Raw genomic sequence first — 25,191 nt, 5'->3', positions numbered from 1 at the left:
AAAACGTAAAAACGAATTATAATAGAAAAAGAAAACAAAAAAGGTAATTGGAGGAACAAAGTTGAAACGGAAAACACGCATAATCGGGATTGTCGCAGCACTATTTTTATCACTATTTTTTGCTCAATATATTACAAGTGCAGCTTCAAAAGATTTAGTCGTTCATTTCATTGATGTAGGACAAGGAGACTCGATTTTCATAAAAACACCTCAAGGAGAAAGTATACTCATTGACGCAGGAAACCGCGCAAAGGGCCACGACGTAGTCGCGTATTTGAAAAAACAAAATGTGAATACAATCAATTATATGATCGCAACTCACCCTGATTCAGATCATATCGGAGGCTTGGATGAAGTTATTAATGCCTTTAAGGTTGACAATATATATGCTCCAAAAGTTTCTCATACTACGCAGGCATATAAAGACTTTTTAAACGCCGTTAAGGACAAGAATTATAAAATTAAAACAGCTGCATCGGGAGTAAAATTGCCATTAAAAGATAAAACCGTAACAGCTTCATTTCTTGCTCCAGTCAAAAGTTATTCAACAAGTGATTTAAATAATTGGAGTGCCGTTCTCCATGTAAAATACAATAAAAATACATTCTTATTTACAGGGGATATTGAATCAAAGGGCGAAAAAGATTTGATTTCCAAGAAACTATTATCTAAAGTAGACGTATTGAAAGTAAGCCATCATGGTGCAAAAGAAGCTACGACAACCGAATTTTTAAATATCGTCAAGCCTAATTTTGCTGTGATTAGCGTCGGAAAAGGAAATAGGTATAAGCATCCCACTACCGAAACTTTAAAGCGACTTACAGCAGTAAAAGCAAATATATATCGTACGGATTTATCTGGCACCATCACAGCCACTTCTAATGGAACTACAATAAAAATGAACGAAAAACCAACTCAGGTTAAGGAACCTGTCGCTAATACAAGTAATAAGCTGACGGCTAGTGTAGATAATAAAACGCCGAAACAAAACTCAACAATTAATTTATCTGTTAATGGACTACCAAAAGGTACAAAATATACTGCCATTTTTCATTATAAAAGTACGAATACAACTTATTATGGAAAAGTGGGCGAAAAGCTCCCAGTAAAAATAAGTCGAGCAGCAATAGGTTTTAATGTAAAGGTTGATATATCAGCATCTTATAATGGAAAAACATATAAAACTCAAACATCATTTACGCCAAAATAAGGAAGTGAGAAAATGCGCGGAATCATCGATCGTTTTGAAGGTGAATGGGTTGTTGTTGAAATTGACGGGGAAACAAAGGATTTTGAAAAGTCACTATTTCCAGAGGAAGCTGTTATAGGTGATATCGTAGATATTAATGACGAAAATATAAAAGTTCTAAAAAACGAAACAGAAAAACGTCGAAAAGAAATAGAGAAGCTAATGGATGATGTTTGGGACGATTAAGAGTTAAAGGAGATTTTAAAAAATGCCTCAAATTGTAAGTATTAACAATGAAAATAACGATTTCCAGAAGTTCGAGGTTTTAAAGAAAAATAGAAATAAACGACATAAATACAAAGAATTTTTTGTTGAAGGTGTACGGAACATTAACGAAGCGATTAAGAATGAATGGGATATTAAGGCATTTCTGTATTCTCCTCAAAAACCGTTGTCCCAATGGGGAAAGGATATATTAGCTAACTCCACCGCTAATTTTCATTATGAATTGCAAGCACAACTGATGGAGAAAATAAGTGATAAAGAAGACACTTCTGAACTGATTGCGATTGTTACCATGCCAGAAGACGAATTTTCTCGGATTCCAGTGAATGAGAAAATGCTGGTCGTTGTTTTCGATAGACCGTCAAACAGAGGGAATCTTGGCTCTATTATTCGTTCCTGTGACGCATTAGGATGCCAAGGTTTGGTTATGACTGGTCACGCTGTTGATTTATACGATCCCGAAACAATCCGAGCCACAATGGGATCCTTTTTTAACGTACCAACAATCCGAATATCCTCACCTAACGATGTTAAAAATTGGGCTGACTCTTTAAGACAGAAATATCCGGATTTACAAATTGTCGGAACGAGTGCAGCTGGAAGTGATGAAATATATTATTGCGATTTTTCAAAGCCGACAATTCTTCTTGTCGGAAACGAGACTCAAGGACTAAGTCATTTCTACAAAGAAATATGCGATCGAATGATTAACATTCCAATGCATGGGTCGGCTTCTTCTTTTAATGTTGCATGTGCTACTTCGATCATGCTTTATGAAGTGAGTAGGCAGAGGCAGTTGGGGTATTAAACAAAGGTATACAAAAAATGGCAAGGTAGAGAAATTGCTACCTTGCCTTTTTTATAAAGCTGCCCCGGCAGAAATCGAACCCGCGAACGAACTAATGGATATATTAATGGATTATGATATGTTTTAATCTATTAATATACCTTGTTTCTACTTTTTAATATTTGTTTCAATAATATTATGTTTCCTCCCATTTGGACAGGTGTGTTACCAAATGCGTGACCATTGTGACCAGTTTAAAACCCCTGCCTAAAATGACAGGGGTTTCTTGATGCACATCAGCAGATGTTTTTTAATCTTTAAATTCCACACCAATAACATTGTCCTATTTATTTTTGTAAATCTCCATTCCATACAGTGATCCCAACAATCGTGTTAAGGTTGTCAATATTATGTACTCCGCCTACAACTTCATCAAAAAATCCTTCTGGCAGATTAAACCTCCTGTGCTGCAGCCAACTTTTCATTAATTGCTCTAGGTTGGTATTAAACTAATATTGGTTTTTCTCTTTATCATCCCTCATATCACATGTCCCCAAGCGATCCAATATGTTCGGCATCATGAAGCCATGCCATTTTCCATTCCGCAGTTTGATATCTTTGAAATCCATCATGCACTACTCCTATTTCTAAATTGTGCAACAGAAAGGATATTTTCCAAATTGAAAGTACGTTTGTTGTAAAAACAGCTTTTACTGAATGATCATTTACAGCCAACATTTTGTTGGTGATTTTTGGTTATCATTCATTAAGTAAATTTATTCAAGTTTTTGCTCTGTACCCAGCTGCTCGATGTAAGGCTACTGAAGCCCCTTGAATTGAGGAGTAAATCGAGCATTTGCTGGCTGTATTAACATGAGCAAAGGTTTTGCCAGCGTATTCTTGCAAGAATTCAAGGCGGGCGCTGGGCAGCTTAACGGAGAAGTCGTACACGGTTTTAAAAGACATCATCCTACATAACTAGCTACCATCATATCGTAATTTGCGAAACAATTTGCAAAAAAAATTATTGACATACATATCACACGATATATAATAATTGATATGGAACAGGTGATATGTAACGGATGTTCGATTAGAGGAGAGAGTAGATGGCACCAAGAACAAAGTTTACGAAAGAACAGATCGTTGATGCGGCGTTCGAAATTGCGATAATGAAAGGAGTCGATTCAATTACAATCCGCAAGGTAGCGGAGAAGCTGGGGAGCTCGATTGCCCCCATTTACGTGAATTTCAAAGAGATTGGCGAGCTAGTTGAAGAGGTGTACAAGAAGACCTTCGAGATCAGCAGGCAGATTTTGATGGAGCAAAACTCGGGGCATCCGTTCCACGATATCGGGGTGGCCAGCATCCGGTTTGCAAGGGAGTATCCGGTTTTGTTCCGCGATCTTGTGATGAAGAAGAACAATCAAGCGAAACACAATGAGGAAGAGACGCAAGGCTTAATAAAGATGATTAGAATGGATCCCGATCTTAACGGATTGTCTGATGATGAATTGCTGGCAATTTTGCTAAAGATGAAGATTTTTCAGATTGGGATGAGCGTGATGGTGGCGAATGAATTGCTGCCAGGAGATTTTACGGAAGAACAGCTGATTCAGCTGATGAGCAGCGCAGCTGAAGATGTAATCAGCACAGCGAAACGTCGTGCGGAACAACGATAATAAAGAGGAGATGTTAAAAATGTCAGCGACAAGAAGAAAGTTTAGTCTTATATTGTTCATTGTGGTGGTGTTAGCGAGCGGTTGGATTGGCGTGTTGGTAGACTCAAAGCTTCCGGAGCAGCCAGAGGAAAATTCACTCGGTATGGGCCTGTGGCTTATATTGCCGATTATCACGATGCTCGTACTGCGGCTTGTGAATCGCGACTGGAAGGATATTGGAATTCTGCCTAATTTTAAAGGGAACATGAAGTGGTATGGTGCAGCATTTGCGATCTATCCAGTTATGACGATTATCATTGTGGCTCTTGCATTGCTGTTTAATAGCGCAAATATTTTAGATGTTAAAATGAATTCGATCCTACCGCTTATTGCTATTTCGATTGCTGGCAACTTTATTAAGAATATCTTCGAAGAATTTGCTTGGCGTGGGTATTTGACTCCAAAACTTATAGAGTTAAAGCTTAATGACTGGATGCTCTATCTTGTATCTGGACTTATTTGGGCGCTTTGGCATGTTGCATATTATATGGTATTCCTGCCGGATCATTATTTTGAAACGACTTCCAGAATGGGCTTTGTTTTGACAGGCTGCGTATTAATGGTAGCGTGGTCGGTCATGTATGTTGAAATTTATAGGCTTACGAAGTCCGTATGGCCGTGCGTGCTAATGCATGCTATGGAAGACGGGGTGCCTACGTTGCTGCTGTCAGTACAGGGGGTAATTACATTAACGAAAACAGGCGAACTTTGGCTGAGCCCGACTACGGGTATCATTACAACGATTCTGTTCGTTGGATTCGGTTTGTGGATCAGATCAGTTAGAATTAAGAGAGATAATCGAGTAAATGCAGGGATTTTGAATGATAACAATGCTGTTAAAATTTAGAGGGAAACACCGAAAAAAGGCTCCTAATGAGGGGCTTTTTGACATTATAGAAGGGCAAAAAGTGGTCTCAATTCCGGAAGTAGAAAAGCAATTGTGACATAGCGGAAGAAATCGAAAAACAAAAGGTGGAAATATTACCAGTATGTTAAATATTTTTTTCATATGAACAAAAGTTTTCGGTGATGCAGCGATAATCAGAATAGGTAACAAAATGGGTTTTTGATTTAGTACACTAAAGGTGACCACTTGCATGTTTTCCATAAAAAATAGCAAGGACAGAAAAAACTGTAACCCTTGCTACTATTGACTTTATTTAAGCGGCCCCGGCAGGAATCGAACCTGCGACGCACGGTTTAGGAAACCGACGCTCTATCCTCTGAGCTACGGAGCCATGAATAAATGAAATTTATTTAGTACTATTAAGCGACCTTTATATTATACATTACCTCGTTCTATATGGAAAGACCCTAGTGAAGATCTACTTTATCGCCAATTTTGTTTTCTTGTCATATTTTTGACACAAAAAAGGATGATTTAACCGCTAAAGGACAAAATTCTTTTGATTATACCATTAAACTCTTCTATACTATTGATAGTGTTCGAGATTATTAAATAACATTTTCTATATACATGTGTTTGATATAAAGAGTTTAGGAGGGATTTCATATGCAAACTTGGATCTTAATTGGTATAATGGCGATCTTATGTACAATCGGTGGGTTTCTAATGTATTTTATTAGCTCTGTAATGAACTCAGAAGATGCAGAACGAATCGATGAAGTACCTCAAAATAATTTCAATCAATAATTAAAGTCAAACCTCCCGCATCGTTAATGATGTGGGAGGTTTTTTCTTTTGTCGAATGTACCAACTAAAAATACAAACAACAAAAATTATTTGAATTTTGCGTTTACTCACTCTAAAATAAGGGTAGATGTTATACACTTCACAGTATTTACTCTTCTTTTTTGCATATATTTTATAAGCAAGGGAGGGATTGAGTATGGATTTGTGGGTTACTCTTTGTCTTTTTGGAGTTTTAGCATCCGTTGCCTTTTTTCTCATTTATTTTATTACAGCAGGAATGGATATGGATTCCATAAAAAGAGTCGATAAGGCGCCGCCTAATAATTTCGATTGATTTTCCTTCAGAGTTGTCCCACGTAGGACAACTCTTTTTTATTTAAAGTGAATGCTGATCATCTTCATTCGAGTCATTTCTTTAATCGCGTATTTCACACCCTCATAACCGTAGCCTGACGATTTAATTCCTCCATATGGCATATTGTCAAAGCGCAATGTCGGGACATCATTAATAAGCACTTGCCCGACTTCCAATTCATGGGCAAAATGAAATGCCTGTTTTAAATTATTTGTAAAAACTCCCGCATTCAATCCAAATTGGCTATCATTCATTAATTTCAATGCCTCATCGTCATTTGCCACTTTGTTTACCATTACTACAGGACCAAACACTTCTTCACAAGCAACTTTTTCTGTAGGCTGTACATCGGTAAGGATAGTTGGCAGAATTCCATTATCCTTTCTCTCTCCACCGTAAAGTAGTTTTGCTCCCCCATCTACGGCTTCTTTTACCCATTCAAGCACCCTTATTTGTGATTTCTTATCAATCATTCCAGTAACGGAAGTATCTTCATCCATTGGATCTCCAAATTTAAGCCTCTTTGTCTTTTCAATAAAATTCGCTAAAAAGTCATCCGCGATTCGTTCATGGACATAAATTCTTTGTGTATGGATGCATACTTGTCCGTTGTAGCTAAATGCCCCGACAACTGCCTTTTCTACTATGTCATCCAAGTTGTCTTCTCCTGATTCATCTACATATAATGCTGAGTTACTGCCTAATTCAAGCGTCATTCTTTTTAGTCCCGCTTTATTTTTAATTTGCTTCCCGACTCTTGGGCTCCCTGTAAAGGAAATCTTTTGAACACGATTATCTTCTAACATGGCTCCAACAAGGGTAGCGCCATCGCCAGGAATCACATTTAACACCCCGTCTGGCAACCCGACTTTTGTAAAAAGCTCTGCTAGCTTCAAAGCTGTAAGGGGAGTTTTTTCAGCAGGCTTTACAATGATCGTATTTCCTGATGCAATCGCAGGTCCAACCTTATGAACAACAAGGTTAAGCGGAAAATTAAAAGGTGTGACCGCTCCTACAACACCAATTGGCTCAAAGATAGTATATGCATCTCGTCCAGAACCTCCTACCGCTGCGTCTAGTGGTATAAATTCTCCTGCGATTTTCTTAGCTTCTTCCCCAGAAAATTGCAATGTTTGTACAGATCGATCTACTTCTGCACGGGAGGCTGAAATTGGCTTTCCAGATTCTGCTGTAATTAACTTCGCAAATTCTTCTTTTTTTTCAGCAAGCAAACGAGCTGCGGCGAATAAAATATTGGCCCTATCAACTGAAGGCATTTTTTTCATTGTTTTAAAAGCTTCATAAGAAGAACCAATTGCTTTTACCATATCTTTTGTTTGCCCTTCTACAACTTCAGCGATCACTTCATCATTGTAAGGATTAGTCAGTTCGTACGATTTCTCCCCATCTTCAAACTTTCCATCGATGAAAAATCCAATTTTCATTCCATTCACCTCATTTACAATGTCGTTTCTTCTACTATAACAAAACAAAATAAAAATCACACAGTTGACAAATCTGTTCATACTGTATATATTCATTAATAACAGTTATAACAGGCAGGTGATCAAATGAATGTCATCATTTCAAATAGCAGTGAACAGCCCATCTATATTCAAATTAAAGAACAAATCAAAGAACAAATTTTGCGTGGGGATTTGAAAAAAAAGTCTGCTCTCCCCTCCATCCGCAAATTAGCAAAGGACTTGCAAATTAGTGTGATTACAACGAAGCGAGCCTATGATGAATTGGAATTAGAAGGCTTTATTGAAACATTCCCTGGGAAAGGTTCATATGTCGCTGCTCAAAATCACGAATTTTTAAAAGAAAAGCAATTAAAAATGATTGAAGAAAAATTGATTGACGTTATTAATGACAGCAAAGCATTTAATATAAGTCTCGATGAAATTAAACAAATATTATCAGTGCTGTATGAGGAGTGAAGATTTTGGAAAATATTATTGAACTCAAAAATGTGAGCAAAAAAATTAAAGATTTCAAACTTAAAAATGTCTCCTTTGATTTTAAAAAGGGATATATTATGGGTTAATTGGACCTAATGGCGCCGGTAAAAGTACTTTGATTCGCTGTTTGATGGATTTAGTGAAGGTTGACACTGGCACAGTAAAATTATTTGGAATGACTCATGAAGAAAACACTAAGGAAATTAAACAAAGAATTGGGTTTGTATATGATGAGAGTCAATTTTACGATGACCTAACGGTAGAAAAGAATAAAAAGATCCTTGCCCCTTTTTATCGTAATTGGGATGATCAAACTTTTTACACCTATATTGAAAAATTTGATTTACCTTTGAAGAAAAAAATAAAATCTCTATCCAAAGGAATGAAAATGAAATTTGCCATTGCGATGGCTCTATCGCATAACCCTGATCTCATTATTTTAGATGAACCAACAGCAGGTCTTGACCCTGTATTTAGACGTGAAATGTTAGATATATTACTTGATATTATTCAAGATGAAAATAAATCCGTGTTCTTTTCTACACACATTACTACTGATTTAGATCAAGTGGCTGACTATATTACATTTATTAATAACGGAGAAATAGTGTTTAGCAAGGAAAAGGATACGATTTTTGAGGAATATTTTTTACTGAAAGGTCCAGATAGTTTAGTGGATGACGTCAAAAAAATGAATCTGATTGGCGGAAGAAAAACAGGTGTCGGCTTTGAAGCTCTTGTCAATGGGCTTGATCATATTGAGCAGCAACTCCTTAGTCAATTACATGTAGAACGTCCAACTCTCGAAACTATTATGTACTATACAATTAGGGGAAATTCACTATGAAATCGTTAATATTAAAAGATTTGTATACTCAAAAATTATTCGGTTACTTTTTTCCAACATTTTTACTACTTCCTTTTTATTATAATGCTATCCATGCATTTAACGAGTTTGGTTTTGTTTCGTTCTATGTAGCTTTTGCGGCAATCTGGATGTCGGTTTATTCTAATTTCGGAACAAAAACACTGAATAGAACTGAGCAAAAACTAATCTCAAGTCTTCCAGTTACAAGACAAAAGATTGTTTTGGCAAAATACTGTGCTGCAATTATGTGGTGGGGGATCGCATTAGTGGTTTACGGAACACTTGCTTTACTAATCTCAACATTAAATACAAATTCGATTAATTTTAATGGTATTTCTGATTTAATTTTGTCTATCTTTGTGACTTTGGGGATCATCTCTATTTTTTATCCGCTCTATTTTTGGCTTGGTTATCAAATTGCTGTATTTATAGCAATGTTAATACCAATGATTAGTTTTTTTGGATTTACTTTTAGCTCTATTGATAATAGCGAGCCTGTGTTGGTGTCATCTATTCCAACGGATCGTCCATTGATCTTTTTTTTGATTATTATCATGAGTATTTTCATTAGCCTTTTCTCATATTTGATTTCGGTAAAAATATTTGAAAAGAAAGACTTATAAAGAGGTGGAGCCATGATTAATCTTTTAAAGGCAGATTTGAAGAGTATCAAATTCCATGAATATATCATATTGGTTTTGTTTGTATTCCTTCTTGCTTTTCTAGTGAACCCTGGCTTTAAATCTCCTTATTATATGTGGATTTTCTATTTTACATTTGCGCTTTGTACTAGTTCGATAGATCAAAAAAGAAAAGACAAGGTACTTCATGAAATTATCAGCTTACCTATTAATCGAAAAGAATACATAGGAGCTAAATATTTGCTTGTTTTTGTAGGATTTTTATTATCCACATTTGGTGCAACGATTATTGGATTGTTTTTTGATTGGAAAATGGAATTTTTTCATTTTGATCTTTTGATAACTGTATTTTTATTATTATTTATGTCTATTTTTCTGCCTTTGGCATTTTTCTATTTACCAGCAACCTTCATTGTTCCTTTTATCCTTATTTTCTATTTAACTATGTCGGAAAATTTTTCAGGAGTATCATTGATTAAATATCATCCTTCTTTTTTACTTTCAATTATTTTTTTCTATCTGTCCTACCTTCTATCCGTAAAAATATTTGAAAGAAAAAGCATCAACCGAGGCTAGTTATTCAGCCTCGGTTATTTTTAAAATAACATAACCAAATTCGAAAAATTTATGATATTATATTTTTTTGGAGTTTTTATAGAAAGGGAATCATTTCATGAAAAAAACGAATTTATTTGCTGATTCCAGTCTCCTCCTAATCGCATTCGTTTGGGGAGCGACTTTTGTACTCGTTCAAAATGCCATTGCATTTTTAGAACCATTTTCTTTTAATGGAATTCGTTTCTTGATTGCAGCATTACTTCTTGGAATATGGTTTTTTCTTTTTGAAAAAAGGCAATTACAGCATTTGGATAAAAAGATTCTGATCTCCGGATTTATCTTAGGAATATGGCTATTTTTAGGCTATGCTTTCCAAACAATGGGGCTGCTTTATACATCATCATCAAAAGCAGGATTTATTACGGGATTAAGTGTTGTCCTTGTTCCTCTTTTTTCCTTCTTTATACTAAAATTAAAACCAGGAGCAAATGCAGTCATTGGTGTTTCTGTCGCCACAATCGGTTTATACTTATTGACGATGACTGATAAGGTTTCCTTAAATATCGGGGATGGATTCGTATTCCTTTGTGCTATTGCTTTTGCACTACATATTATTTTTACAGGAAAGTATAGTCAAAAGTATCCTTCTCTACTTTTGACGCTTATTCAAATTTCTACGGTCTCGATCCTTTCTATTATTTTTGCACTTTTAACAGAAGACTGGCGACTTGCTTTACAGCCCGAAGTTTTATTGAGAGGCAACGTATTAACTGCATTGATCATTACATCGGTATTTGCAACCGCTCTTGCTTTTTTAGCACAAACGAGTGTTCAAAAGTATACAACCCCTACGAGAGTTGCTTTAATTTTCGCAACAGAACCTGTTTTTGCTGCTGGAACAGCTTTTCTATGGGCAGATGAACGTCTATCGTACAGTGCTCTTTTCGGCTGCTTGTTTATTTTTGTAGGCATGATCTTTGCAGAATTGCCGACAATCAGACGCACACGCAACAATAAGATAGAGAAGTTGAAAAAAGGTGCATAATTAATTGGATTTTTACTCATTTTATATACCGAGATAGAATTTGAATGAGGTGAATGAGATGAGTAAAACGAAATTAAATAGAAACGCAAAAGATGGTGGAAATACGAGAGGAACGCAAGCGAATAGCGTAAATCCTCAAGGTTATGGTCAAGATACGGAATTTGCTCAAGAACCGAAAACTAAGCTAGAAAATGCAGCTAAAAAGAAAAATACAAAGTAAATATGAGTAGGCGCACAAATTATTAGTGCGCCTACTCTTTTTACATTAATCTTGTTTAATTGAAATGATGTTTTTTTCTCCAGCTGTGACGCTTCCAGTTCTTTCAATCACTACTTCTTCATTTTGCTCTAAATTAGTAAAAACGATTGGAGTTATGCTTGATGTAGCGTTAAGATTAATGAAGTCAATATCAACTTTCATTAATAGGTCACCAGCCTTGATGGTATCCTCCTCTTTCACAAATACTTCAAAACCTTCACCTTTTAGCTTAACCGTATCAATCCCCACATGGAGAAGGATTTCTTTTCCACTGTCAGCTACTAGTCCTAAAGCGTGCTTTGTAGGGAACACGTTAATGATTTTCCCATTTATCGGTGAAACAATGTTCCCATCTTTAGGCTTAATCGCGAATCCATCCCCCATCATTTTTCCAGAAAATACAGGATCGGGAACATCTGTAATCGGAAGTAACTCACCCGTTACAGGAATAACGATTTTCGTTTCGGCCACATCATTCCGAAGTGCTTCTGGAACAGTTAATTCAATCTCTTTTTCAATTTCTTGACTAGAGGGTGTATTTACTGGAAGTGGAGTGTTTCCTTTCATTATTTCGGACATTTGATGCTTTAAACTATCGGATCTCGGACCAAAAATAGCTTGTATGTTATTTCCGACCGTCATCACACCCGCTGCTCCAAGTTGTTTCAACCGATTTTTATCTACTTGATTTTGATCATTTACCGCAACACGAAGTCTTGTAATACAAGCATCTAAATTTGAGATATTCTCTTTTCCTCCCATTGCTTTAAGAATTTCATAAGGTAAATCATTCGCAACCGTCGGAGCTGATTGTTCACTTGTACCTTCATCCTTTTCCCTTCCTGGTGTTGCAAGATCAAACTTTCTGATTGCAAAACGGAATCCGAAATAGTATATAACAGCAAATACTGCTCCTACAGGAATGACAAGCCAAGCATGAGTTTGCGGATTGATTACCCCAAACAAGATATAATCGATCAAGCCGCCTGAAAAGGTCATTCTAATTTTGACATTTAATAAATGCATCGTCATAAAAGAAAGTCCTGCAAAAATAGTATGAATAGCAAATAATAGCGGGGCAACAAATAAAAATGAAAACTCAATTGGTTCAGTAATTCCTGTTAAGAAAGAGGTTAATGCGGCAGAACCTATTATTCCAGCCACTACTTTTTTCCTTTCAGGTCTTGCTTCATGATAAATGGCAAGAGCGGCTGCCGGAAGTCCAAACATCATAAATGGATATTTACCTGTCATGAATGTACCAGCAGTTAAATTCTTGACCCCGTCTTTTATTTGCGCTTGAAAAATCGGATTGTCTCCTCTGATCGTTTCTCCAGCCTGATTCACATAAGTACCGAAGTGAACCCCACCCACCAAATCATTTGGAAGGTGCATCCCTTATCTTAAATACAGTACAAAACAAGCAGTTGGCCACCATCGGTGACTCTATGCCAAATTAAGACTAATTAATGAAGACAAGGTTTGTAATGTTCTTTTTGACAACTCAGGAACATTTGCCTGAATGGTCAACCATTTCTTTTCAGGAATGGTTTTTTGTATGCCGCGAATAAAATAGCGAGCTCCAATATTGTAGGAAGCCTGTAAATCCGCATGATACACTTTCCCCGTCGTAAAGGTGGCAAGGTCTTTCCTTGGATTTCTCTCTACCTTGCCAGAACCATCGAATGCCAAAGCACTTGTATTATGGGCATTAATTCTTGATATCCGTATCCCTGTATAATGAGCCATTTCCGTCACTTTATTTTGAATCCCTTTTTTACGCCAATAACGAAGTTTGAAACGGAGTTTCTTAGCACCCCAAAATCCCTTGGGCATTTTCATGCTATCGAGGTATTCGAACACGATGACGTGGCAACCATTTTCTTTAGCGAATTTGACAATTTCGGAAGATGTGTGATGAACGATGTGAGTTTGGATTCCATTGATCCGCCTCCAATAATTAGGTGCGGATACCCCTCCAGAAACAGATTGTGCTTTGCGAAGCTTGCTAGTCATGCGATACAATCGGTCTTTTTCTTTTGGCTGGTTAATGAATTTCCTAGCCAAGACAGTGCCTTTTGCATCCATGACAGAACAAACGGCGGAATTATTGATTCCAAGATCAACCGCACATATTGTTTGTTCCTTTATGTCGACTTTATTCAGTTTCACCCTGCTTTCGTAGCTGAAATGAAGGAAATATTTCTTCCCTACTTTGACCAACTTCGGATTATTCTCTTTCCAATTCCAAACATCCCGTTTATAAAGGTCTAGTTCTTTAAATAGGATCTCTTTCCATACCCAATCATTGTTATGAAAAACTTTGATTTTGGCTGTAGAACCAGATGTTTTCTCGAACATGTTTCCTTTATAAAACACAGGAAAATCTTTGTGCCGCAACTGTAAAGTAGGTGGTTTCTTCTTAAACTTTCTTCCTTCGGAAAGGGCTATTTTCCTTTCTTCTTCCCAATTTCTAAGATTGGTAAGATGGCTTTTCACTTTCCCAAAGGCAGAAGCAATCGCTGCCCTGCGGAAATAGGATGGAAATTTGTAAAAACGTATATTGAATTCTTGATACTTTGGGAGAGGGTTTAACTTAGTGGTGTGGATGAGACGCTCGACAGCAGCAATCATGGTCTCCGTTGAAACGTTATGGATATCAACAAATTCTTTATCGATAACATCGATGATGAATGACAAGGCTTCATTGTAAATGTCCAATGTCGCATCAAATATCCGGCTATGATTAGTGATTTTAGACTTAAGCGTTTTCACTACTTTCATGATCAAACCCTCCTTCCAAAACCATTTTATGTAGGTTACCATTATTATACCAAACATTTGTTTGGTTGTCATGAAAATGAGGGTATTTTAGTGTCCTATTTTAAAGGAATAGACATGCCATATTTAAACTTAATATCATCTAGTTATCGCTATAAAGTACTGGTTATACATGCTTAAACTAGGACATCTTAAACCGCTTAAAAGAGATTGCGAACGATTTATTTACTGGATGGGATTGCGAGATCATAGAAATGAACGGGGAAGAAGACAAGCGGTGATATTGATTCAGATATTTGCAATATTTTTTCTTTTAGACAACAGATAGAAGGCCATCCAAATCCTTCTCAAGTTATTTGTGAAAATATTATAGAAACGACACTGGGAGAAAATCAATTTGATATAGTTACAATTATTGGTTCTACTTTAGAAGAATCCAAACAATATGAAAATGTATTGGATAAATGTTTTAACCTATTGAAAGATAAGGGTTATATAATGGTCATGGATTTTGAAAAGAATAAATCATTCGAGGATTTTAAAAAGGTAATCTCACAATCTGATCATCTCATTATTGATAAAGAGGCTTATGATACATACGAGAGTCTTTCATTTTATATTTGTAAGGTTCGCAAATAGTGATAACAAAACAAAAACGCTTTTGTTTTCTGAAAATTAGGGTTAATATTGGTAAGTAAAACATAAAGAACATAAAGTAAAAAAACCGCTTCGATGCTGGTAACATCGAAACGGCCATACGATAGCTGGTTCCCTTTGTTGGCACAAAAGTACCAAAACATGGAGTAACTCAAAGTATGTCCCGTAAAGGAAACTGTTATGACAACGCTGTAATTGAGAATTTCTTCGGCATTATGAAGTCTGAATTTCTTTATATAAACGAATTTGAAAACATTGAACACTTTAAACATGAACTGGAGAAATATATGGATTACTATAATAACAAACGTATAAAAACAAAATTAAAAGGCAAGAGTCCGATACAGTATCGAACTCTTGCCCAACAAGCCGCTTAATAAAAAATATGTCACTTCAGCTAACTCAGTGGCGGTTTTAGTCTTTTTTAAATGACAGTAAGGCGACGATTAATAGTGAGAATGAAATCATGATAGTTATTGCTTCGAATACTGTCATACGGGATTCACCTCCCTCCTAATTGAAGGAGCATGTACCGACCGCCCTGAGAAACCAAATCTATCGCTTCTACCATATGCTTTTCTGATTATTTAAAATTCAAATTACTTTTATATATCTGACTCAGCTTTTTAAAGTATTCACCATTTTTTCCTGGATAGATGCTGTCCTTCAATTTATTCACTGGAACAATTTCTTGAACAGAATTTGTTAAGAAGATTTCATCCGCATCTTCTAATATATCTATTTTATAGAAGCCTTCCTCGACTAACATTCCTGCCTGACTAGCCAATTTCATTATGAACTGACGAGTGATGCCATTTAATATCCCCGTTTTTAATGCAGGTGTATATAACACTCCATTTTTCATCCAAAAAACATTCGAAGTGACCCCTTCAGCTATAAACCCTTTATCCGTAAGAAATATCCCTTCTTTACTTGGGTCTGATCCTAATTCTCTTTTTGCCGCAACATTATTTAAAAAATGATGCGATTTTAGACGGTACGTTGTTTCTGGAGTATTTCGCCTTAGTTCTAAAACAACCGCTTCTTTTTCCACTACTCCACTAATATAGGGAAGAGGCTTTTGGAACGTGATAACAGTTGGGTCATCGTAGAAATCAGTTTGCAGTCCAATTTCGCCTATACCTGCGGAGACATTGAATCTTATGTATGAATCCTTCAAACCATTTAATTCCGAAAGCTTTTCAATAATTTGAAGAACTTCTTCATATTCAAATGTCCTAGAGATTAACATTTCTTTTAATCCAGCATTCAGTCTTTCCAAATGTTCCTTCAATAAAAACGGATGGCCATCGTACGTTCTAAAGGTTTCAAAAACTCCAAGTCCATAGATATAGCCATGGTCGAATGGAGAAATGGTCGCCTTTTCTTTTTCTAAAAATTGCCCGTTTATATAAATAAACATTTTATATTACTTCCATTCGATAGCAGATAAGAAAATTGTGCAGGAGCTGTTTGCCTGCCTCCGTCATTATCGATTCCGGATGGAATTGAACGCCTTCAATTGGTAATTCTTTATGACGCACTCCCATAATTTCCCCTTTATTTGTCCATGCGGATACTTCTAAACAATCCGGCAAGCTCTCTTTTTTTACAATTAAAGAATGGTAGCGAGTGGCACGAAATGGATTACGGATATTAGAAAAAATCGATTTACCGTCATGATAGATGTCAGATGTTTTCCCATGGAGAAGTCGTTCTGCCTTTACAACTTCACCGCCAAACACTTGTCCAATCGCCTGATGACCAAGACAGACACCGAGAATTGGAATTTCACCTGCAAAATGTGCAATTGCCTTAAGAGATATTCCCGCTTCATTAGGCGTACACGGACCTGGTGAAATGACTAAATAGTTCGGTTGAAGTTGTTCGATTTCTTCGATTGAGATTTCATCATTTCTTTTAACGACTATTTCTTCACCAAGCTCGCCTAAATATTGCACTAGATTGTACGTAAAGGAATCGTAGTTATCGATCATCAATATCATAATCCCAATCTCCTCTCTTCTGCCTCTTCCTTCGCTTTCCAAAGTGCTGCCGCTTTTCTTAACGACTCTACGTACTCAGCTTTTGGGTCAGAATCAATGACAATCCCTGCACCTGCCTGAACATGGCATATACCATCCTTGACTAGCATCGTACGGATCACAATGTTTAAATTAACATCATGATTAAAACCAATCCAGCCTAGAGATCCCGTATATACACCACGTTTGACTGGCTCTAGCTCTTCAATGATTTCAAGCGTACGGATTTTTGGCGCACCTGTAATTGTACCTCCGGGAAAAACTGCTTCGATTAAATCGTAGGAGCTTTTGTCAGGAGATAATTGACCAGTAACTAGCGACACGATGTGCATGACATGTGAATATTTTTCAACGGTCATCAATTCGTCTACTTTTACCGACCCGTATTCGCACACTCTTCCAAGATCATTGCGTTCCAAATCGACAAGCATAATATGCTCGGCATTTTCTTTTTCATTTTGTATTAATTCATTAGCAAGGCGAGCATCATCTTCATCGTTGATACCACGTGGCCTCGTTCCTGCGATTGGTCTTGTACTTACGACATCTCCTTCTTTTTTTATTAAAAGCTCAGGTGAACCCGAGATAATTTGAAATTCTGGAGTATGTAAATATCCCATGTATGGAGAAGGATTCAGTATACGCAATTCTTTATATACTTCAATTGGGGCGATATTTAATTCCTTTGATTGTCTAACCGTTAAGTTAGCTTGAAATATATCTCCTTCTGAAATATATTGCTGAATTTTTTCGACTGCGCAAACAAATTCCTCTTCGGAAAACGATACTTGGAGTTCTTGACTCCCTACTTTGAGAACCTCCGAATTTTTTATAGTAGTAGGAGTTTCATTCCATTTTGCAATTGCCTCAGCCAGTTTTCCCTTCGCATTATCACGATTCAGCACCATCACCCATAAGCACTCTTCCTCATGGTCAAAAACCGCCCATTCATCGAAAACTAAAAAGTAAATGAGTGGGAAATGCAAATCGTTCTTCGCTATATTAGGCAGCGATTCAATGCACCAAGCGTAGTCATAGCTAATATATCCAATGGCTCCTCCTTGAAAATCCGGAATTCCTGGAATTGGAGTAAATTCAAATTGTTTCATCCAAGATTCCAGTACGTCTAATGGTTTCCCGGATAAAACGGTTTTCTCTCCCATACGATTAATGACAACTTCATTCTCATTTCCCTGAATGATTGCGAATGGTGATATACCAGCTATGCTATATTTTCCAACACGTCCACTTTCAAGTAGCACATGATGATTGCGATCTGCGGTTAAATGAACATATGTATCGAAAAACTTCTCTTTCGTAAAAGGTATTTTTTCATATATTAATGCTTCCAAAGCTAAACCTCGCTTCCAATCTTGGTTATCAGCTTAATTTTAATCGTATCTGGAAAGATTGCAATATCCATGACAAAAATATGTTTTCAACTCTATCAATTCACCTTATAATGGAAGAAATGAAGGGTGGGATAATGGTTGGAGATATTAAAATGGTCGTATACGAGACATTATAATATTAAAGCTCGTTTTGATGAATTTCCCAACTCAGATGTGATATTCAGACAAATAAAAGATTACTATTTTATCTATACAGTAGCTTGGTCAAAGGACGACCCTGTTGTTGAGAGAAAACATTTAGATGAAATGGAGTTTCTTTTAAATTGTGAACTTGGAACGATAGATTACTATAAAAAGAGATTGGCATATAAGAAAGCTTAAAGGGAAATCGTACTTAATGACGATTTCCCCTTTTATTTTTCAACTTAATGTATTTAATCTTGCAAGGCGTAAAGTTGTAATTGGATTCCTTCTTCAAACTTAAAACAGACAGCTTTGCCCTGCAAGTTATCATACTGAAGATAAATTCCAAACCTGCGTCCCTGCTATAACGCTAGTTTTAAATTATTTCTTTGATTGTCTTACACCTTTATTGTTTAATTCAACGAACTGCCCTTTAAAGATTCTTCGTGGTTGAATTGATATTTTTAATGTCTTTCCATATTTCTTTAGTTCTCGTTCATCCCTCGGAGTTACGAATGAAACTACTGTCCCAGCAGCTCCCATCCTCCCTGTCCTTCCCGAGCGATGTATATACTGGTCCATATCATTTGGAAAGTCGTAGTGAATGACATGAGTCAAACCATCGATATCGAGTCCTCTTGCAGCTACATCTGTCGCAAGCAATAAATTAATTTCTCCATTTCGAATGGATCTGATCGCTTTTTCGCGTTGATTTTTTCCTAATTCACTATGCAGAATCGCTAAGGAAACTTTTTCGAATTCAAGCTTTTCAGCTAGAACAGTCATATTTCCTACATCCCTAACGAACACAAGTGCTTTTACACCTTTCATGGCAGCTATCTTTTGAAGGAGCTTTGCTCTCTCCCTCTGTTCACAAAGTAAGTAGAAATGGTTTACTTTCGCTGTTTGACTTTCTGTTCTTTCAACTTTAATAAATTCAGGTTTTCGCCCAATCATTGCGATAATTTGATCTGGTTCAACCAATTGGGTTGCTGAAAATAATAATAGCTGTCTGTCATTCATTGTTGATTTTGCAATGGTTCTCACTGAATCTAAATGTTCTTTATTTAAAAGTTGATCCCCTTCATCCAGCACAACTGTCTTCACTTCATGCATTTTTAACTTTTTCATTTTTATTAATTCTAAAATTCTTCCTGGTGTTCCGACTACAAGCTGTGGTCTTTCTTTCAACTTATCAAGTTGCCGTTTAATATTGGCACCGCCTACAAGTGAAGTGCTTTTTATATTTGTTCCTTCTGTCCATTTTTGTACCTCTTGATAGATCTGCATGACGAGTTCGCGGGAAGGCGCTAAAATGACAGCTTGCAATCCGTTATGTTCTTCATAAATTTTTTCTAAAATCGGCAATAAATAGGCCACTGTTTTACCAGTTCCAGTTGGAGATTCTGCAATTAGGTCTTTCCCTTCTAATATGGCAGGTATTGCTTTTTCTTGTATTTGAGTTGGGTTTTTAAAGTTGGATTTTTCCCAAATTGTTTGCAGGGAAGGTTTTAAATTAGAGAATATATTCATTTTGTTTCCTCACTTTTACGTTATAAAGAATATCATACTACACTTTACACCTTGAATAAAAATGATTTCCTGTTGCTTTCCAAATGGTAAACTAGAGAATATACCATAATTGTGAGGAATTATCATGGAAAATAAACGTTATGAAAACTTAGATAATGTTTCTACTGCCAAATCATTTAAAGATTTACGAAATTGGAGAAAAGAAAGAAAAGGCAAGAAAAAAGATTTGTCATATCAAGTTCCAACTGTAAATCCCGAGGTCAGTTTTTTACAATCAAATAATTCCGAACCAACGATTACGTGGATTGGCCATTCAACTTTTCTTATTCAACTGAATGGAAAAAACATATTGACGGACCCGGTTTGGGCTATGCGACTCGGTATGGATAAACGTCTTACACCGCCTGGTCTAGCAATAATTGATTTGCCGTCGATTGACTTGGTGCTTATCTCACACAGTCATTATGATCATCTGCATTACTCTTCTATAAAAAAATTAAAAGGTAACCCTACATTTTTAGTTCCAATTGGACTTGGAAAATGGTTTAAGAAAAAAGGGTTTCGAAGTGTAGAAGAATTTAGTTGGTGGGACAATCAAAAACTGGAAGACGTGGATGTTACTTTTACCCCCGCACAACATTGGACAAAACGAACGTTAACCGATACAAACCGATCACACTGGGGTGGTTGGATTATTAGTGATGAAAATCATTGTATTTATTTTGCAGGAGATAGTGGCTATTTCAAAGGATTTCAAGAAATCAGCAAGCGGCATTCCATAGATTATTGCCTAATGCCAATCGGAGCTTATGAACCTGAATGGTTTATGTCGAGCCAGCACGTAAATCCAGAAGAAGCTATCCAAGCTTTTATAGACACTGAAGCTCGTTACATGATTCCGATGCACTACGGTGCCTATCGCCTTGCTGATGACACCCCGAAGGAAGCGTTGGATCGAATGAATGCTGAGTGGGAACGACGTGATTTAGATAAAGAGCGCTTGAAAGCCATGAACATTGGAGAGACGATAAAGTTATAGCCTCGAATACTATAAAAGGTCGCACCGTTATGGTACGACCTTTCTTTTTAATGGAATTTGATATTCTTTTTTTATATTCAGTGTAACTTTTAAACTTACGAAAATTCTATTAGATAGATGATTTGAACAATCTATCAGCTGTTTTCACGATTCTATTAGCTAATTCCCAATTATATTAGCTGTTTGGACGGCTTTATTAGAAGTTGTGACACATTTATTCGCCGTCAGACACGCTCTATTCGCCATCGAACACGGTCGCTTTCGAAGTCGAACCGCTCTATTTTCCGGTCGCTCGGTATCCTCACGAAACGCCTCCCAATGTTAGCATTCCCACCTGATGTGAGCTCTATTTCCCACTACCGCCCTTCATTACAGGAGGCTTTCTATGTTTGGTTGCCTGTTCGAAGGCGTAGGCTATTTTTAACAAGGTCTCTTCGCTATACGCGGTGCCACTAAAAGATACACCGAATGGTTCACCATTAGGAGTGTAGCCTGCAGGTACTATGACTGTTGGATAACCAGCTTTAGCCGCAATTACGGAGCCTCTGTCGCCTCCGAAGAAGATAGCGTCCAAGTTGTGTTGTTTTAAGGCAAAGTCAATTCCTTGTTCTTGTGATAAGTATTGGTCTTTTTCCAATGCATCAATATATTCTTTTTCTATTAATGTACCGCTTGTATCCTCGGATTCTATTAGCAACTTTTGTCCGTATTTAAGCATTGCCTTCGGGTGTTTGTAATTAAATGCAATCAGATCTGCAAGTGAACGGATTTCATTCGAAGAAGATGTTGAACGTAAATAACCATTTAAATCTGGCTTAAACTCATATACTAATACTTCATAACCCCATTTTTCTTCGGCAGATGGTATGACAATGTCTTCTACGATGTCTGCCCCTAACTCACGTAAACGATCAATTGCCTCTTCTATCAGTTTTATTTTGTGCTTATTTAAACGATCGGAAAAAGGTTTTCCGGCAATACCGATTCGATACCCTTTTAAGCTTGTTTCGGTTAATCCAGCAGCATAATCAATACTACTTCCAGAATTGGTTAATGTAGCAGGGTCTTTTTCATCTACTCCCGCAATCGCAGTTAGTACATGTGCTGCGTCTTTCACGGTTCTTGCCATTGGTCCTGGTGTATCTTGAGTATGGGCAATTGGAATAACTCCACTTCTACTTACGAGTCCCACTGTTGGCTTAATCCCCACGAGTGAATTTTTCAAAGATGGGTTCAGGATAGAACCAGACGTTTCCGTTCCAATTGAAGCAGCTGCAAAATTTGCTGCGATCGCCGCTCCTGATCCAGAACTAGATCCTCCAACATCAAATTCACCATACGGATTTAATGTCTGCCCACCTCTAGAACTGTAACCACTCGGCATCCCAATTGTCATAAAATTAGCCCATTCGGTCATATTCGTTTTTCCGAGTAAAATCGCTCCTGCTTCACGTAGTTTAGCTGCCACGAAAGAATCCTTTGCAGCAAAGTGTCCATCTAGAGCCAACGAGCCAGCAGTCGTATGCATTTTATCCCCTGTATCAATATTATCCTTCAATAAAACTGGGATTCCATGCAGTCCACTTCTTGGCCCTTTTTGTGTTCGTTCCAGATCCAATGCCGCCGCAATATGTAAAGCATCTGGATTTACCTCAAGTACTGAACGAATCTCCCCATCAAAATGGGAAATTCGATGCAAATACATATGTACAAGGTCAACAGAGGTAATTTGACCAGAAGCTAATTTTTCCTGCAAATCATCAATTGTTGCTTCAATCAACCATTCGTCGTGTAATGTTTTCAAATTAGGATTTTGCATTTTTCAATTCTCCGTTTCTTCTATTTTTAATACAAAAAAGCCGCCAATAAATAAAATAAATGAACTCACATAAAAAATAATATCCAAAGTAAATAAATCAATGATAAATCCGCCAAGCATGACGGCAATTCCAGTAAAAACCGATGTCCAAAAATGATACTTTCCAATAGCGATTCCACGTTTTCCATGCTCGGTAAAATCAGCGAGCATTGCCTTTTCACTTGTCTTCTGTGCTGCTCCAATAATGCCAAGGACGATTTGCAACGAATATACTTGCCATACATCCGTTACAAGAGGGAAGCATAACAATAGAACCGACATTCCCCAGCTTCCAATTAACAAAAATAATCTTCTCCCTAATCTATCTGACCATTTGCCTACAATGATATGGACGAGTGACGAACTAATCGTAAACAAACCATAGGAAATGCCGTACTGTAGAAAACCTCCCCCGACTTCTTTAATAAAAATTAAATAAAATGGAAAAACGAGACTGCTCCCGAGAATAGCAATACTTTGCGATATGACGATCCATCTCATTTTCCATACTCCTCATAAAACTGATTCATGAATCTCTCATCTGGATCATATTCTCTTTTCTTTTGGAAAAATTCGTCTGTGAGTGGATAGGCTTCCCTCATTTGCTCCTTCGTGGGATACTGGTAGTAAGGCAAATAATAGGATCCATTCATTTCAATTGTTAAATCTATTATTTTTCTAACTACTTCCCCTGTCTTTTCGATTTCCTTCGCTGAAATTCCTTGGTTAATATAAAAAACGAGTGCAAACATATCCTCTTTAGCGTATGAAAGATAGGCTTCTTTGTTTTTCGGAACGTATCTGATGGTAATATTCAAAACGTTTAAATCACTTTCGGATAAAATGCCTCTTAACCTATCAATATACTTTGGAAAATCATCAACAGGGACAAAATATTCCTGAAGTATGTCAGTATCATTTCTTCCTTCATAATTTAAAAATTCTACTTCTGGACGCATGACATTATTTCTAGATATAAACTCTGATTTTCCTTCTTTAAAAGCATGCTTTTGAACGAACCAAACAAAGTTTTTACCCCAATTTGAACGGCGTGAAAGACCAAAGGCAAACTTATTTCTACGAATATATTTTTCATCCACTAAATCAGTGAAATCTTCCAATTTTTCTTCATCGGTCCTATAATAATTCGTCACATACATTTCGATTAAAAAACTTTTAGGAGCAACGGAAATTCTTGAATTATGCATTTCTACTTCGGGATTATCCAAAACTTTTTCTTTAAAATATAGGGGGTAGTCGTGATAGTCAATCCACTCATTCGTTGCCTTATATAAAACATTGTCTGTTAACTCAATATCTACATCTAAAATAATTCCGAATAAACCGTAGCCCCCGTTAACAAGTCGAAATAATTCTTCGTTTTCTGTCCTGCTGACATTCAATATGTCACCATTCGCATTCATTATTCGAAAAGAACGGATACTTTCAATTAGTGGTCCAAAACGAATATCCCTTCCATGAACATTCACGCTCATGGAGCCTCCTATTGTAAAAATATTAGGAGCCTGCATTGTCTTTATAGATAAACCATAATGGTTAATCGCTTCTTGAACGTCTGCCCAAGTAGCCCCACTTTGGACAGTTACTAGTTTTTCGTTGGAATCTACTTTAATCACTTTATTGTATGTAGTCATATCAAGAACAATTGCATCCTTATAATATGTATGTCCACCTTGACTATGCTGTTTTCCGGCGATTGATATTTTTAAGTTTTTCTTTTTTGCATCTAATAATAGCTGGTTGAATTGTTCTATTTCCTGACCTTTTACTACCTCTCTTACTTTTATAGGTACTAATCGTCCTACATCATTCATAAGTAGATTATCCTGATCTTTTTTTAGATAAGAAAATACAAAAAAGCAACAGTAGAACAATATAAAAATGATTAAAAAAATGGCTAATCGCTTTTTGTGAAAAATATTATTCACCATACCCTCCCGTTTCGAATCTGTAATTCTATTTTATATGATTACAAGAGTTTATTCTTCTATATTTTAATAGTTTAACCTGTTCCAGAAAAGGAAATGTAACAGTATCAACTAAAAGGAGATGTATATAGATGGATTCATCAAATTCTCAAGAAAAAGTTGAACAACAGCTACAACAAATGGACGAAGAAAAAAAGGAAGACATTCTAGCTAGTTTCGATTCTTTTAAATCCTATTTAGCTAAACAGGTAAAAAAAGGAGAAGAGCTCGGACTTAGTGAAGAATCTCTTGCAAAAGCTGCTGAAAAAGTAGGAAACTATTTAGCAGCCCATGAGGAACCACGAAATCGTGAGGAACATTTACTCAAAGAAATGTGGAAAACCGCCGACAAGAATCAGCAACATCAACTTGCACATATACTAATAAATATGGTGAAATGATAATTCCCAGCAGTTCCTTAAGCTATGT

General features: G+C 36.6%; 26 protein-coding genes, 1 tRNA gene and 4 pseudogenes. 18 read left to right on the top strand and 13 right to left on the bottom strand.

Annotation, left to right across the window (positions count from 1 at the left end):
• Window positions 1-61 precede the first annotated feature (61 nt).
• From KHA97_RS20840 to KHA97_RS20830, 3 genes and pseudogenes are all read left to right on the top strand, one after another.
• A pseudogene (locus tag KHA97_RS20840) lies at window positions 62-913 on the top strand (ComEC/Rec2 family competence protein); the annotation flags it as partial.
• Between the two features lie 309 nt (window positions 914-1,222).
• A complete protein-coding gene (locus tag KHA97_RS20835) occupies window positions 1,223-1,435 on the top strand; it encodes a DUF3006 domain-containing protein (protein ID WP_213126717.1) in 213 nt (70 codons plus the stop codon).
• A 22-nt stretch (window positions 1,436-1,457) separates the two neighbouring features.
• Complete coding sequence (locus KHA97_RS20830) at window positions 1,458-2,282, top strand: RNA methyltransferase (protein ID WP_213126716.1); 825 nt, start codon at window positions 1,458-1,460, stop codon at window positions 2,280-2,282.
• 326 nt (window positions 2,283-2,608) lie between these two features.
• Here the strand turns inward: KHA97_RS20830 and KHA97_RS20825 are convergent, their stop codons facing one another.
• Window positions 2,609-2,746, bottom strand: coding sequence for a hypothetical protein (locus tag KHA97_RS20825; protein WP_213126715.1), 138 nt, complete (start codon window positions 2,744-2,746; stop codon window positions 2,609-2,611).
• 624 nt (window positions 2,747-3,370) lie between these two features.
• Here KHA97_RS20825 and KHA97_RS20820 point away from each other — a divergent pair.
• Window positions 3,371-3,943, top strand: a complete 573-nt coding sequence (locus tag KHA97_RS20820; RefSeq protein ID WP_213126714.1) for a TetR/AcrR family transcriptional regulator — start codon at window positions 3,371-3,373, stop codon at window positions 3,941-3,943.
• A 19-nt stretch (window positions 3,944-3,962) separates the two neighbouring features.
• Entirely contained in the window at window positions 3,963-4,829 is an 867-nt protein-coding gene (locus KHA97_RS20815; RefSeq protein WP_213126713.1) for a type II CAAX endopeptidase family protein, read from the top strand.
• Between the two features lie 318 nt (window positions 4,830-5,147).
• On the opposite strand, the gene KHA97_RS20810 is transcribed toward KHA97_RS20815, so the two are convergent.
• Window positions 5,148-5,220, bottom strand: a tRNA-Arg gene (locus KHA97_RS20810).
• 275 nt (window positions 5,221-5,495) lie between these two features.
• Here KHA97_RS20810 and KHA97_RS20805 point away from each other — a divergent pair.
• Complete coding sequence (locus KHA97_RS20805) at window positions 5,496-5,636, top strand: hypothetical protein (RefSeq protein ID WP_213126712.1); 141 nt, start codon at window positions 5,496-5,498, stop codon at window positions 5,634-5,636.
• A gap of 196 nt (window positions 5,637-5,832) precedes the next feature.
• The gene (locus KHA97_RS20800; RefSeq protein ID WP_213126711.1) at window positions 5,833-5,970 is read left to right on the top strand and encodes a hypothetical protein; all 138 of its coding nucleotides are present in this window, start codon (window positions 5,833-5,835) and stop codon (window positions 5,968-5,970) included.
• A gap of 38 nt (window positions 5,971-6,008) precedes the next feature.
• Here KHA97_RS20800 and KHA97_RS20795 read toward each other — a convergent pair whose 3' ends face one another.
• On the bottom strand, window positions 6,009-7,436 hold the full coding sequence (locus KHA97_RS20795) for an aldehyde dehydrogenase family protein (RefSeq protein WP_213126710.1): 1,428 nt from the start codon (window positions 7,434-7,436) through the stop codon (window positions 6,009-6,011).
• Window positions 7,437-7,562: 126 nt separating this feature from the next.
• Between KHA97_RS20795 and KHA97_RS20790 the strand changes: the two genes are divergently transcribed.
• From KHA97_RS20790 to sspL, 6 genes and pseudogenes are all read left to right on the top strand, one after another.
• A complete protein-coding gene (locus tag KHA97_RS20790) occupies window positions 7,563-7,934 on the top strand; it encodes a GntR family transcriptional regulator (RefSeq protein ID WP_213126709.1) in 372 nt (123 codons plus the stop codon).
• Window positions 7,935-7,939: 5 nt separating this feature from the next.
• Window positions 7,940-8,802 (top strand): annotated as a pseudogene (locus KHA97_RS20785) (ABC transporter ATP-binding protein).
• On the top strand, window positions 8,799-9,446 hold the full coding sequence (locus KHA97_RS20780) for an ABC-2 transporter permease (RefSeq protein ID WP_213126708.1): 648 nt from the start codon (window positions 8,799-8,801) through the stop codon (window positions 9,444-9,446). Before KHA97_RS20785 ends, KHA97_RS20780 begins: the two are co-directional and overlap by 4 nt.
• 12 nt (window positions 9,447-9,458) lie before the next feature.
• Complete coding sequence (locus KHA97_RS20775) at window positions 9,459-10,040, top strand: ABC-2 transporter permease (protein ID WP_213126707.1); 582 nt, start codon at window positions 9,459-9,461, stop codon at window positions 10,038-10,040.
• Between the two features lie 97 nt (window positions 10,041-10,137).
• Window positions 10,138-11,067 carry a DMT family transporter gene (locus tag KHA97_RS20770; protein WP_213126706.1) on the top strand — a complete coding sequence of 310 codons (930 nt, stop codon included), beginning with the start codon at window positions 10,138-10,140 and terminating at the stop codon, window positions 11,065-11,067.
• 58 nt (window positions 11,068-11,125) lie between these two features.
• The gene (gene sspL / locus KHA97_RS20765) at window positions 11,126-11,287 is read left to right on the top strand and encodes a small, acid-soluble spore protein L (protein ID WP_213126705.1); all 162 of its coding nucleotides are present in this window, start codon (window positions 11,126-11,128) and stop codon (window positions 11,285-11,287) included.
• A gap of 45 nt (window positions 11,288-11,332) precedes the next feature.
• On the opposite strand, the pseudogene KHA97_RS20760 reads toward sspL, so the two are convergent.
• A pseudogene (locus KHA97_RS20760) lies at window positions 11,333-12,685 on the bottom strand (glucose PTS transporter subunit IIA); the annotation flags it as partial.
• A gap of 87 nt (window positions 12,686-12,772) precedes the next feature.
• Window positions 12,773-14,110: a transposase gene (locus KHA97_RS20755; RefSeq protein ID WP_213126703.1), complete on the bottom strand. Its 1,338-nt coding sequence runs from the start codon at window positions 14,108-14,110 to the stop codon at window positions 12,773-12,775.
• Window positions 14,111-14,389: 279 nt separating this feature from the next.
• On the opposite strand from KHA97_RS20755, the gene KHA97_RS24685 reads away from it, so the two are divergent.
• Complete coding sequence (locus tag KHA97_RS24685) at window positions 14,390-14,746, top strand: methyltransferase domain-containing protein (RefSeq protein WP_213126880.1); 357 nt, start codon at window positions 14,390-14,392, stop codon at window positions 14,744-14,746.
• Between the two features lie 155 nt (window positions 14,747-14,901).
• A pseudogene (locus tag KHA97_RS20745) lies at window positions 14,902-15,141 on the top strand (transposase); the annotation flags it as partial.
• Window positions 15,142-15,178: 37 nt separating this feature from the next.
• Here the strand turns inward: KHA97_RS20745 and KHA97_RS24680 are convergent.
• From KHA97_RS24680 to KHA97_RS20730, 4 genes are all read right to left on the bottom strand, one after another.
• A complete protein-coding gene (locus KHA97_RS24680; RefSeq protein ID WP_407658057.1) occupies window positions 15,179-15,259 on the bottom strand; it encodes a putative holin-like toxin in 81 nt (26 codons plus the stop codon).
• 88 nt (window positions 15,260-15,347) lie between these two features.
• Window positions 15,348-16,187, bottom strand: coding sequence for an aminodeoxychorismate lyase (gene pabC, locus KHA97_RS20740; RefSeq protein ID WP_213126702.1), 840 nt, complete (start codon window positions 16,185-16,187; stop codon window positions 15,348-15,350).
• 1 nt (window position 16,188) lies between these two features.
• Window positions 16,189-16,770, bottom strand: coding sequence for an aminodeoxychorismate/anthranilate synthase component II (pabA, locus tag KHA97_RS20735; RefSeq protein ID WP_213126701.1), 582 nt, complete (start codon window positions 16,768-16,770; stop codon window positions 16,189-16,191).
• Entirely contained in the window at window positions 16,767-18,161 is a 1,395-nt protein-coding gene (locus KHA97_RS20730) for an anthranilate synthase component I family protein (RefSeq protein ID WP_213126700.1), read from the bottom strand. The genes pabA and KHA97_RS20730 overlap by 4 nt, the downstream gene beginning before the upstream one ends.
• 138 nt (window positions 18,162-18,299) lie before the next feature.
• On the opposite strand from KHA97_RS20730, the gene KHA97_RS20725 reads away from it, so the two are divergent.
• Window positions 18,300-18,542 carry a hypothetical protein gene (locus KHA97_RS20725; RefSeq protein WP_213126699.1) on the top strand — a complete coding sequence of 81 codons (243 nt, stop codon included), beginning with the start codon at window positions 18,300-18,302 and terminating at the stop codon, window positions 18,540-18,542.
• 183 nt (window positions 18,543-18,725) lie between these two features.
• Here KHA97_RS20725 and KHA97_RS20720 read toward each other — a convergent pair whose 3' ends face one another.
• Window positions 18,726-19,877, bottom strand: a complete 1,152-nt coding sequence (locus KHA97_RS20720; protein ID WP_213126698.1) for a DEAD/DEAH box helicase — start codon at window positions 19,875-19,877, stop codon at window positions 18,726-18,728.
• A 124-nt stretch (window positions 19,878-20,001) separates the two neighbouring features.
• On the opposite strand from KHA97_RS20720, the gene KHA97_RS20715 reads away from it, so the two are divergent.
• Complete coding sequence (locus tag KHA97_RS20715) at window positions 20,002-20,916, top strand: MBL fold metallo-hydrolase (protein WP_213126697.1); 915 nt, start codon at window positions 20,002-20,004, stop codon at window positions 20,914-20,916.
• 346 nt (window positions 20,917-21,262) lie between these two features.
• Here the strand turns inward: KHA97_RS20715 and KHA97_RS20710 are convergent, their stop codons facing one another.
• From KHA97_RS20710 to KHA97_RS20700, 3 genes are read right to left on the bottom strand one after another with little or no spacing between them, the layout of a single operon-like run.
• Window positions 21,263-22,735: an amidase family protein gene (locus KHA97_RS20710; RefSeq protein ID WP_213126696.1), complete on the bottom strand. Its 1,473-nt coding sequence runs from the start codon at window positions 22,733-22,735 to the stop codon at window positions 21,263-21,265.
• A gap of 3 nt (window positions 22,736-22,738) precedes the next feature.
• Window positions 22,739-23,275, bottom strand: a complete 537-nt coding sequence (locus tag KHA97_RS20705) for an MFS transporter (protein WP_213126695.1) — start codon at window positions 23,273-23,275, stop codon at window positions 22,739-22,741.
• Window positions 23,272-24,726, bottom strand: coding sequence for an FAD-binding protein (locus KHA97_RS20700; RefSeq protein ID WP_213126694.1), 1,455 nt, complete (start codon window positions 24,724-24,726; stop codon window positions 23,272-23,274). Before KHA97_RS20700 ends, KHA97_RS20705 begins: the two co-directional genes overlap by 4 nt.
• Window positions 24,727-24,854: 128 nt before the next feature.
• On the opposite strand from KHA97_RS20700, the gene KHA97_RS20695 reads away from it, so the two are divergent.
• Window positions 24,855-25,163, top strand: coding sequence for a DUF3243 domain-containing protein (locus tag KHA97_RS20695; RefSeq protein WP_213126693.1), 309 nt, complete (start codon window positions 24,855-24,857; stop codon window positions 25,161-25,163).
• Window positions 25,164-25,191 lie beyond the last annotated feature (28 nt).

This window comes from Lederbergia citri (assembly GCF_018343625.1).
GTDB classification, from domain to species: domain Bacteria; phylum Bacillota; class Bacilli; order Bacillales; family Bacillaceae_C; genus Lederbergia; species Lederbergia citri.
This window is presented reverse-complemented; position numbering and strand designations above follow the sequence as displayed.

What these genes read in the sequence shown, in the direction of transcription:
- KHA97_RS20835 (WP_213126717.1), top strand. Translation starts at nt 1,223, where the DNA reads ATGCGCGGAATCATCGATCGTTTTGAAGGTGAATGGGTTGTTGTTGAA.
- KHA97_RS20830 (WP_213126716.1), top strand. Translation starts at nt 1,458, where the DNA reads ATGCCTCAAATTGTAAGTATTAACAATGAAAATAACGATTTCCAGAAG.
- KHA97_RS20825 (WP_213126715.1), bottom strand. Translation starts at nt 2,746, where the DNA reads ATGAAAAGTTGGCTGCAGCACAGGAGGTTTAATCTGCCAGAAGGATTT.
- KHA97_RS20820 (WP_213126714.1), top strand. Translation starts at nt 3,371, where the DNA reads ATGGCACCAAGAACAAAGTTTACGAAAGAACAGATCGTTGATGCGGCG.
- KHA97_RS20815 (WP_213126713.1), top strand. Translation starts at nt 3,963, where the DNA reads ATGTCAGCGACAAGAAGAAAGTTTAGTCTTATATTGTTCATTGTGGTG.
- KHA97_RS20805 (WP_213126712.1), top strand. Translation starts at nt 5,496, where the DNA reads ATGCAAACTTGGATCTTAATTGGTATAATGGCGATCTTATGTACAATC.
- KHA97_RS20800 (WP_213126711.1), top strand. Translation starts at nt 5,833, where the DNA reads ATGGATTTGTGGGTTACTCTTTGTCTTTTTGGAGTTTTAGCATCCGTT.
- KHA97_RS20795 (WP_213126710.1), bottom strand. Translation starts at nt 7,436, where the DNA reads ATGAAAATTGGATTTTTCATCGATGGAAAGTTTGAAGATGGGGAGAAA.
- KHA97_RS20790 (WP_213126709.1), top strand. Translation starts at nt 7,563, where the DNA reads ATGAATGTCATCATTTCAAATAGCAGTGAACAGCCCATCTATATTCAA.
- KHA97_RS20780 (WP_213126708.1), top strand. Translation starts at nt 8,799, where the DNA reads ATGAAATCGTTAATATTAAAAGATTTGTATACTCAAAAATTATTCGGT.
- KHA97_RS20775 (WP_213126707.1), top strand. Translation starts at nt 9,459, where the DNA reads ATGATTAATCTTTTAAAGGCAGATTTGAAGAGTATCAAATTCCATGAA.
- KHA97_RS20770 (WP_213126706.1), top strand. Translation starts at nt 10,138, where the DNA reads ATGAAAAAAACGAATTTATTTGCTGATTCCAGTCTCCTCCTAATCGCA.
- sspL (WP_213126705.1), top strand. Translation starts at nt 11,126, where the DNA reads ATGAGTAAAACGAAATTAAATAGAAACGCAAAAGATGGTGGAAATACG.
- KHA97_RS20755 (WP_213126703.1), bottom strand. Translation starts at nt 14,110, where the DNA reads ATGAAAGTAGTGAAAACGCTTAAGTCTAAAATCACTAATCATAGCCGG.
- KHA97_RS24680 (WP_407658057.1), bottom strand. Translation starts at nt 15,259, where the DNA reads ATGACAGTATTCGAAGCAATAACTATCATGATTTCATTCTCACTATTA.
- pabC (WP_213126702.1), bottom strand. Translation starts at nt 16,187, where the DNA reads ATGTTTATTTATATAAACGGGCAATTTTTAGAAAAAGAAAAGGCGACC.
- pabA (WP_213126701.1), bottom strand. Translation starts at nt 16,770, where the DNA reads ATGATATTGATGATCGATAACTACGATTCCTTTACGTACAATCTAGTG.
- KHA97_RS20720 (WP_213126698.1), bottom strand. Translation starts at nt 19,877, where the DNA reads ATGAATATATTCTCTAATTTAAAACCTTCCCTGCAAACAATTTGGGAA.
- KHA97_RS20715 (WP_213126697.1), top strand. Translation starts at nt 20,002, where the DNA reads ATGGAAAATAAACGTTATGAAAACTTAGATAATGTTTCTACTGCCAAA.
- KHA97_RS20710 (WP_213126696.1), bottom strand. Translation starts at nt 22,735, where the DNA reads ATGCAAAATCCTAATTTGAAAACATTACACGACGAATGGTTGATTGAA.
- KHA97_RS20705 (WP_213126695.1), bottom strand. Translation starts at nt 23,275, where the DNA reads ATGAGATGGATCGTCATATCGCAAAGTATTGCTATTCTCGGGAGCAGT.
- KHA97_RS20700 (WP_213126694.1), bottom strand. Translation starts at nt 24,726, where the DNA reads ATGGTGAATAATATTTTTCACAAAAAGCGATTAGCCATTTTTTTAATC.
- KHA97_RS20695 (WP_213126693.1), top strand. Translation starts at nt 24,855, where the DNA reads ATGGATTCATCAAATTCTCAAGAAAAAGTTGAACAACAGCTACAACAA.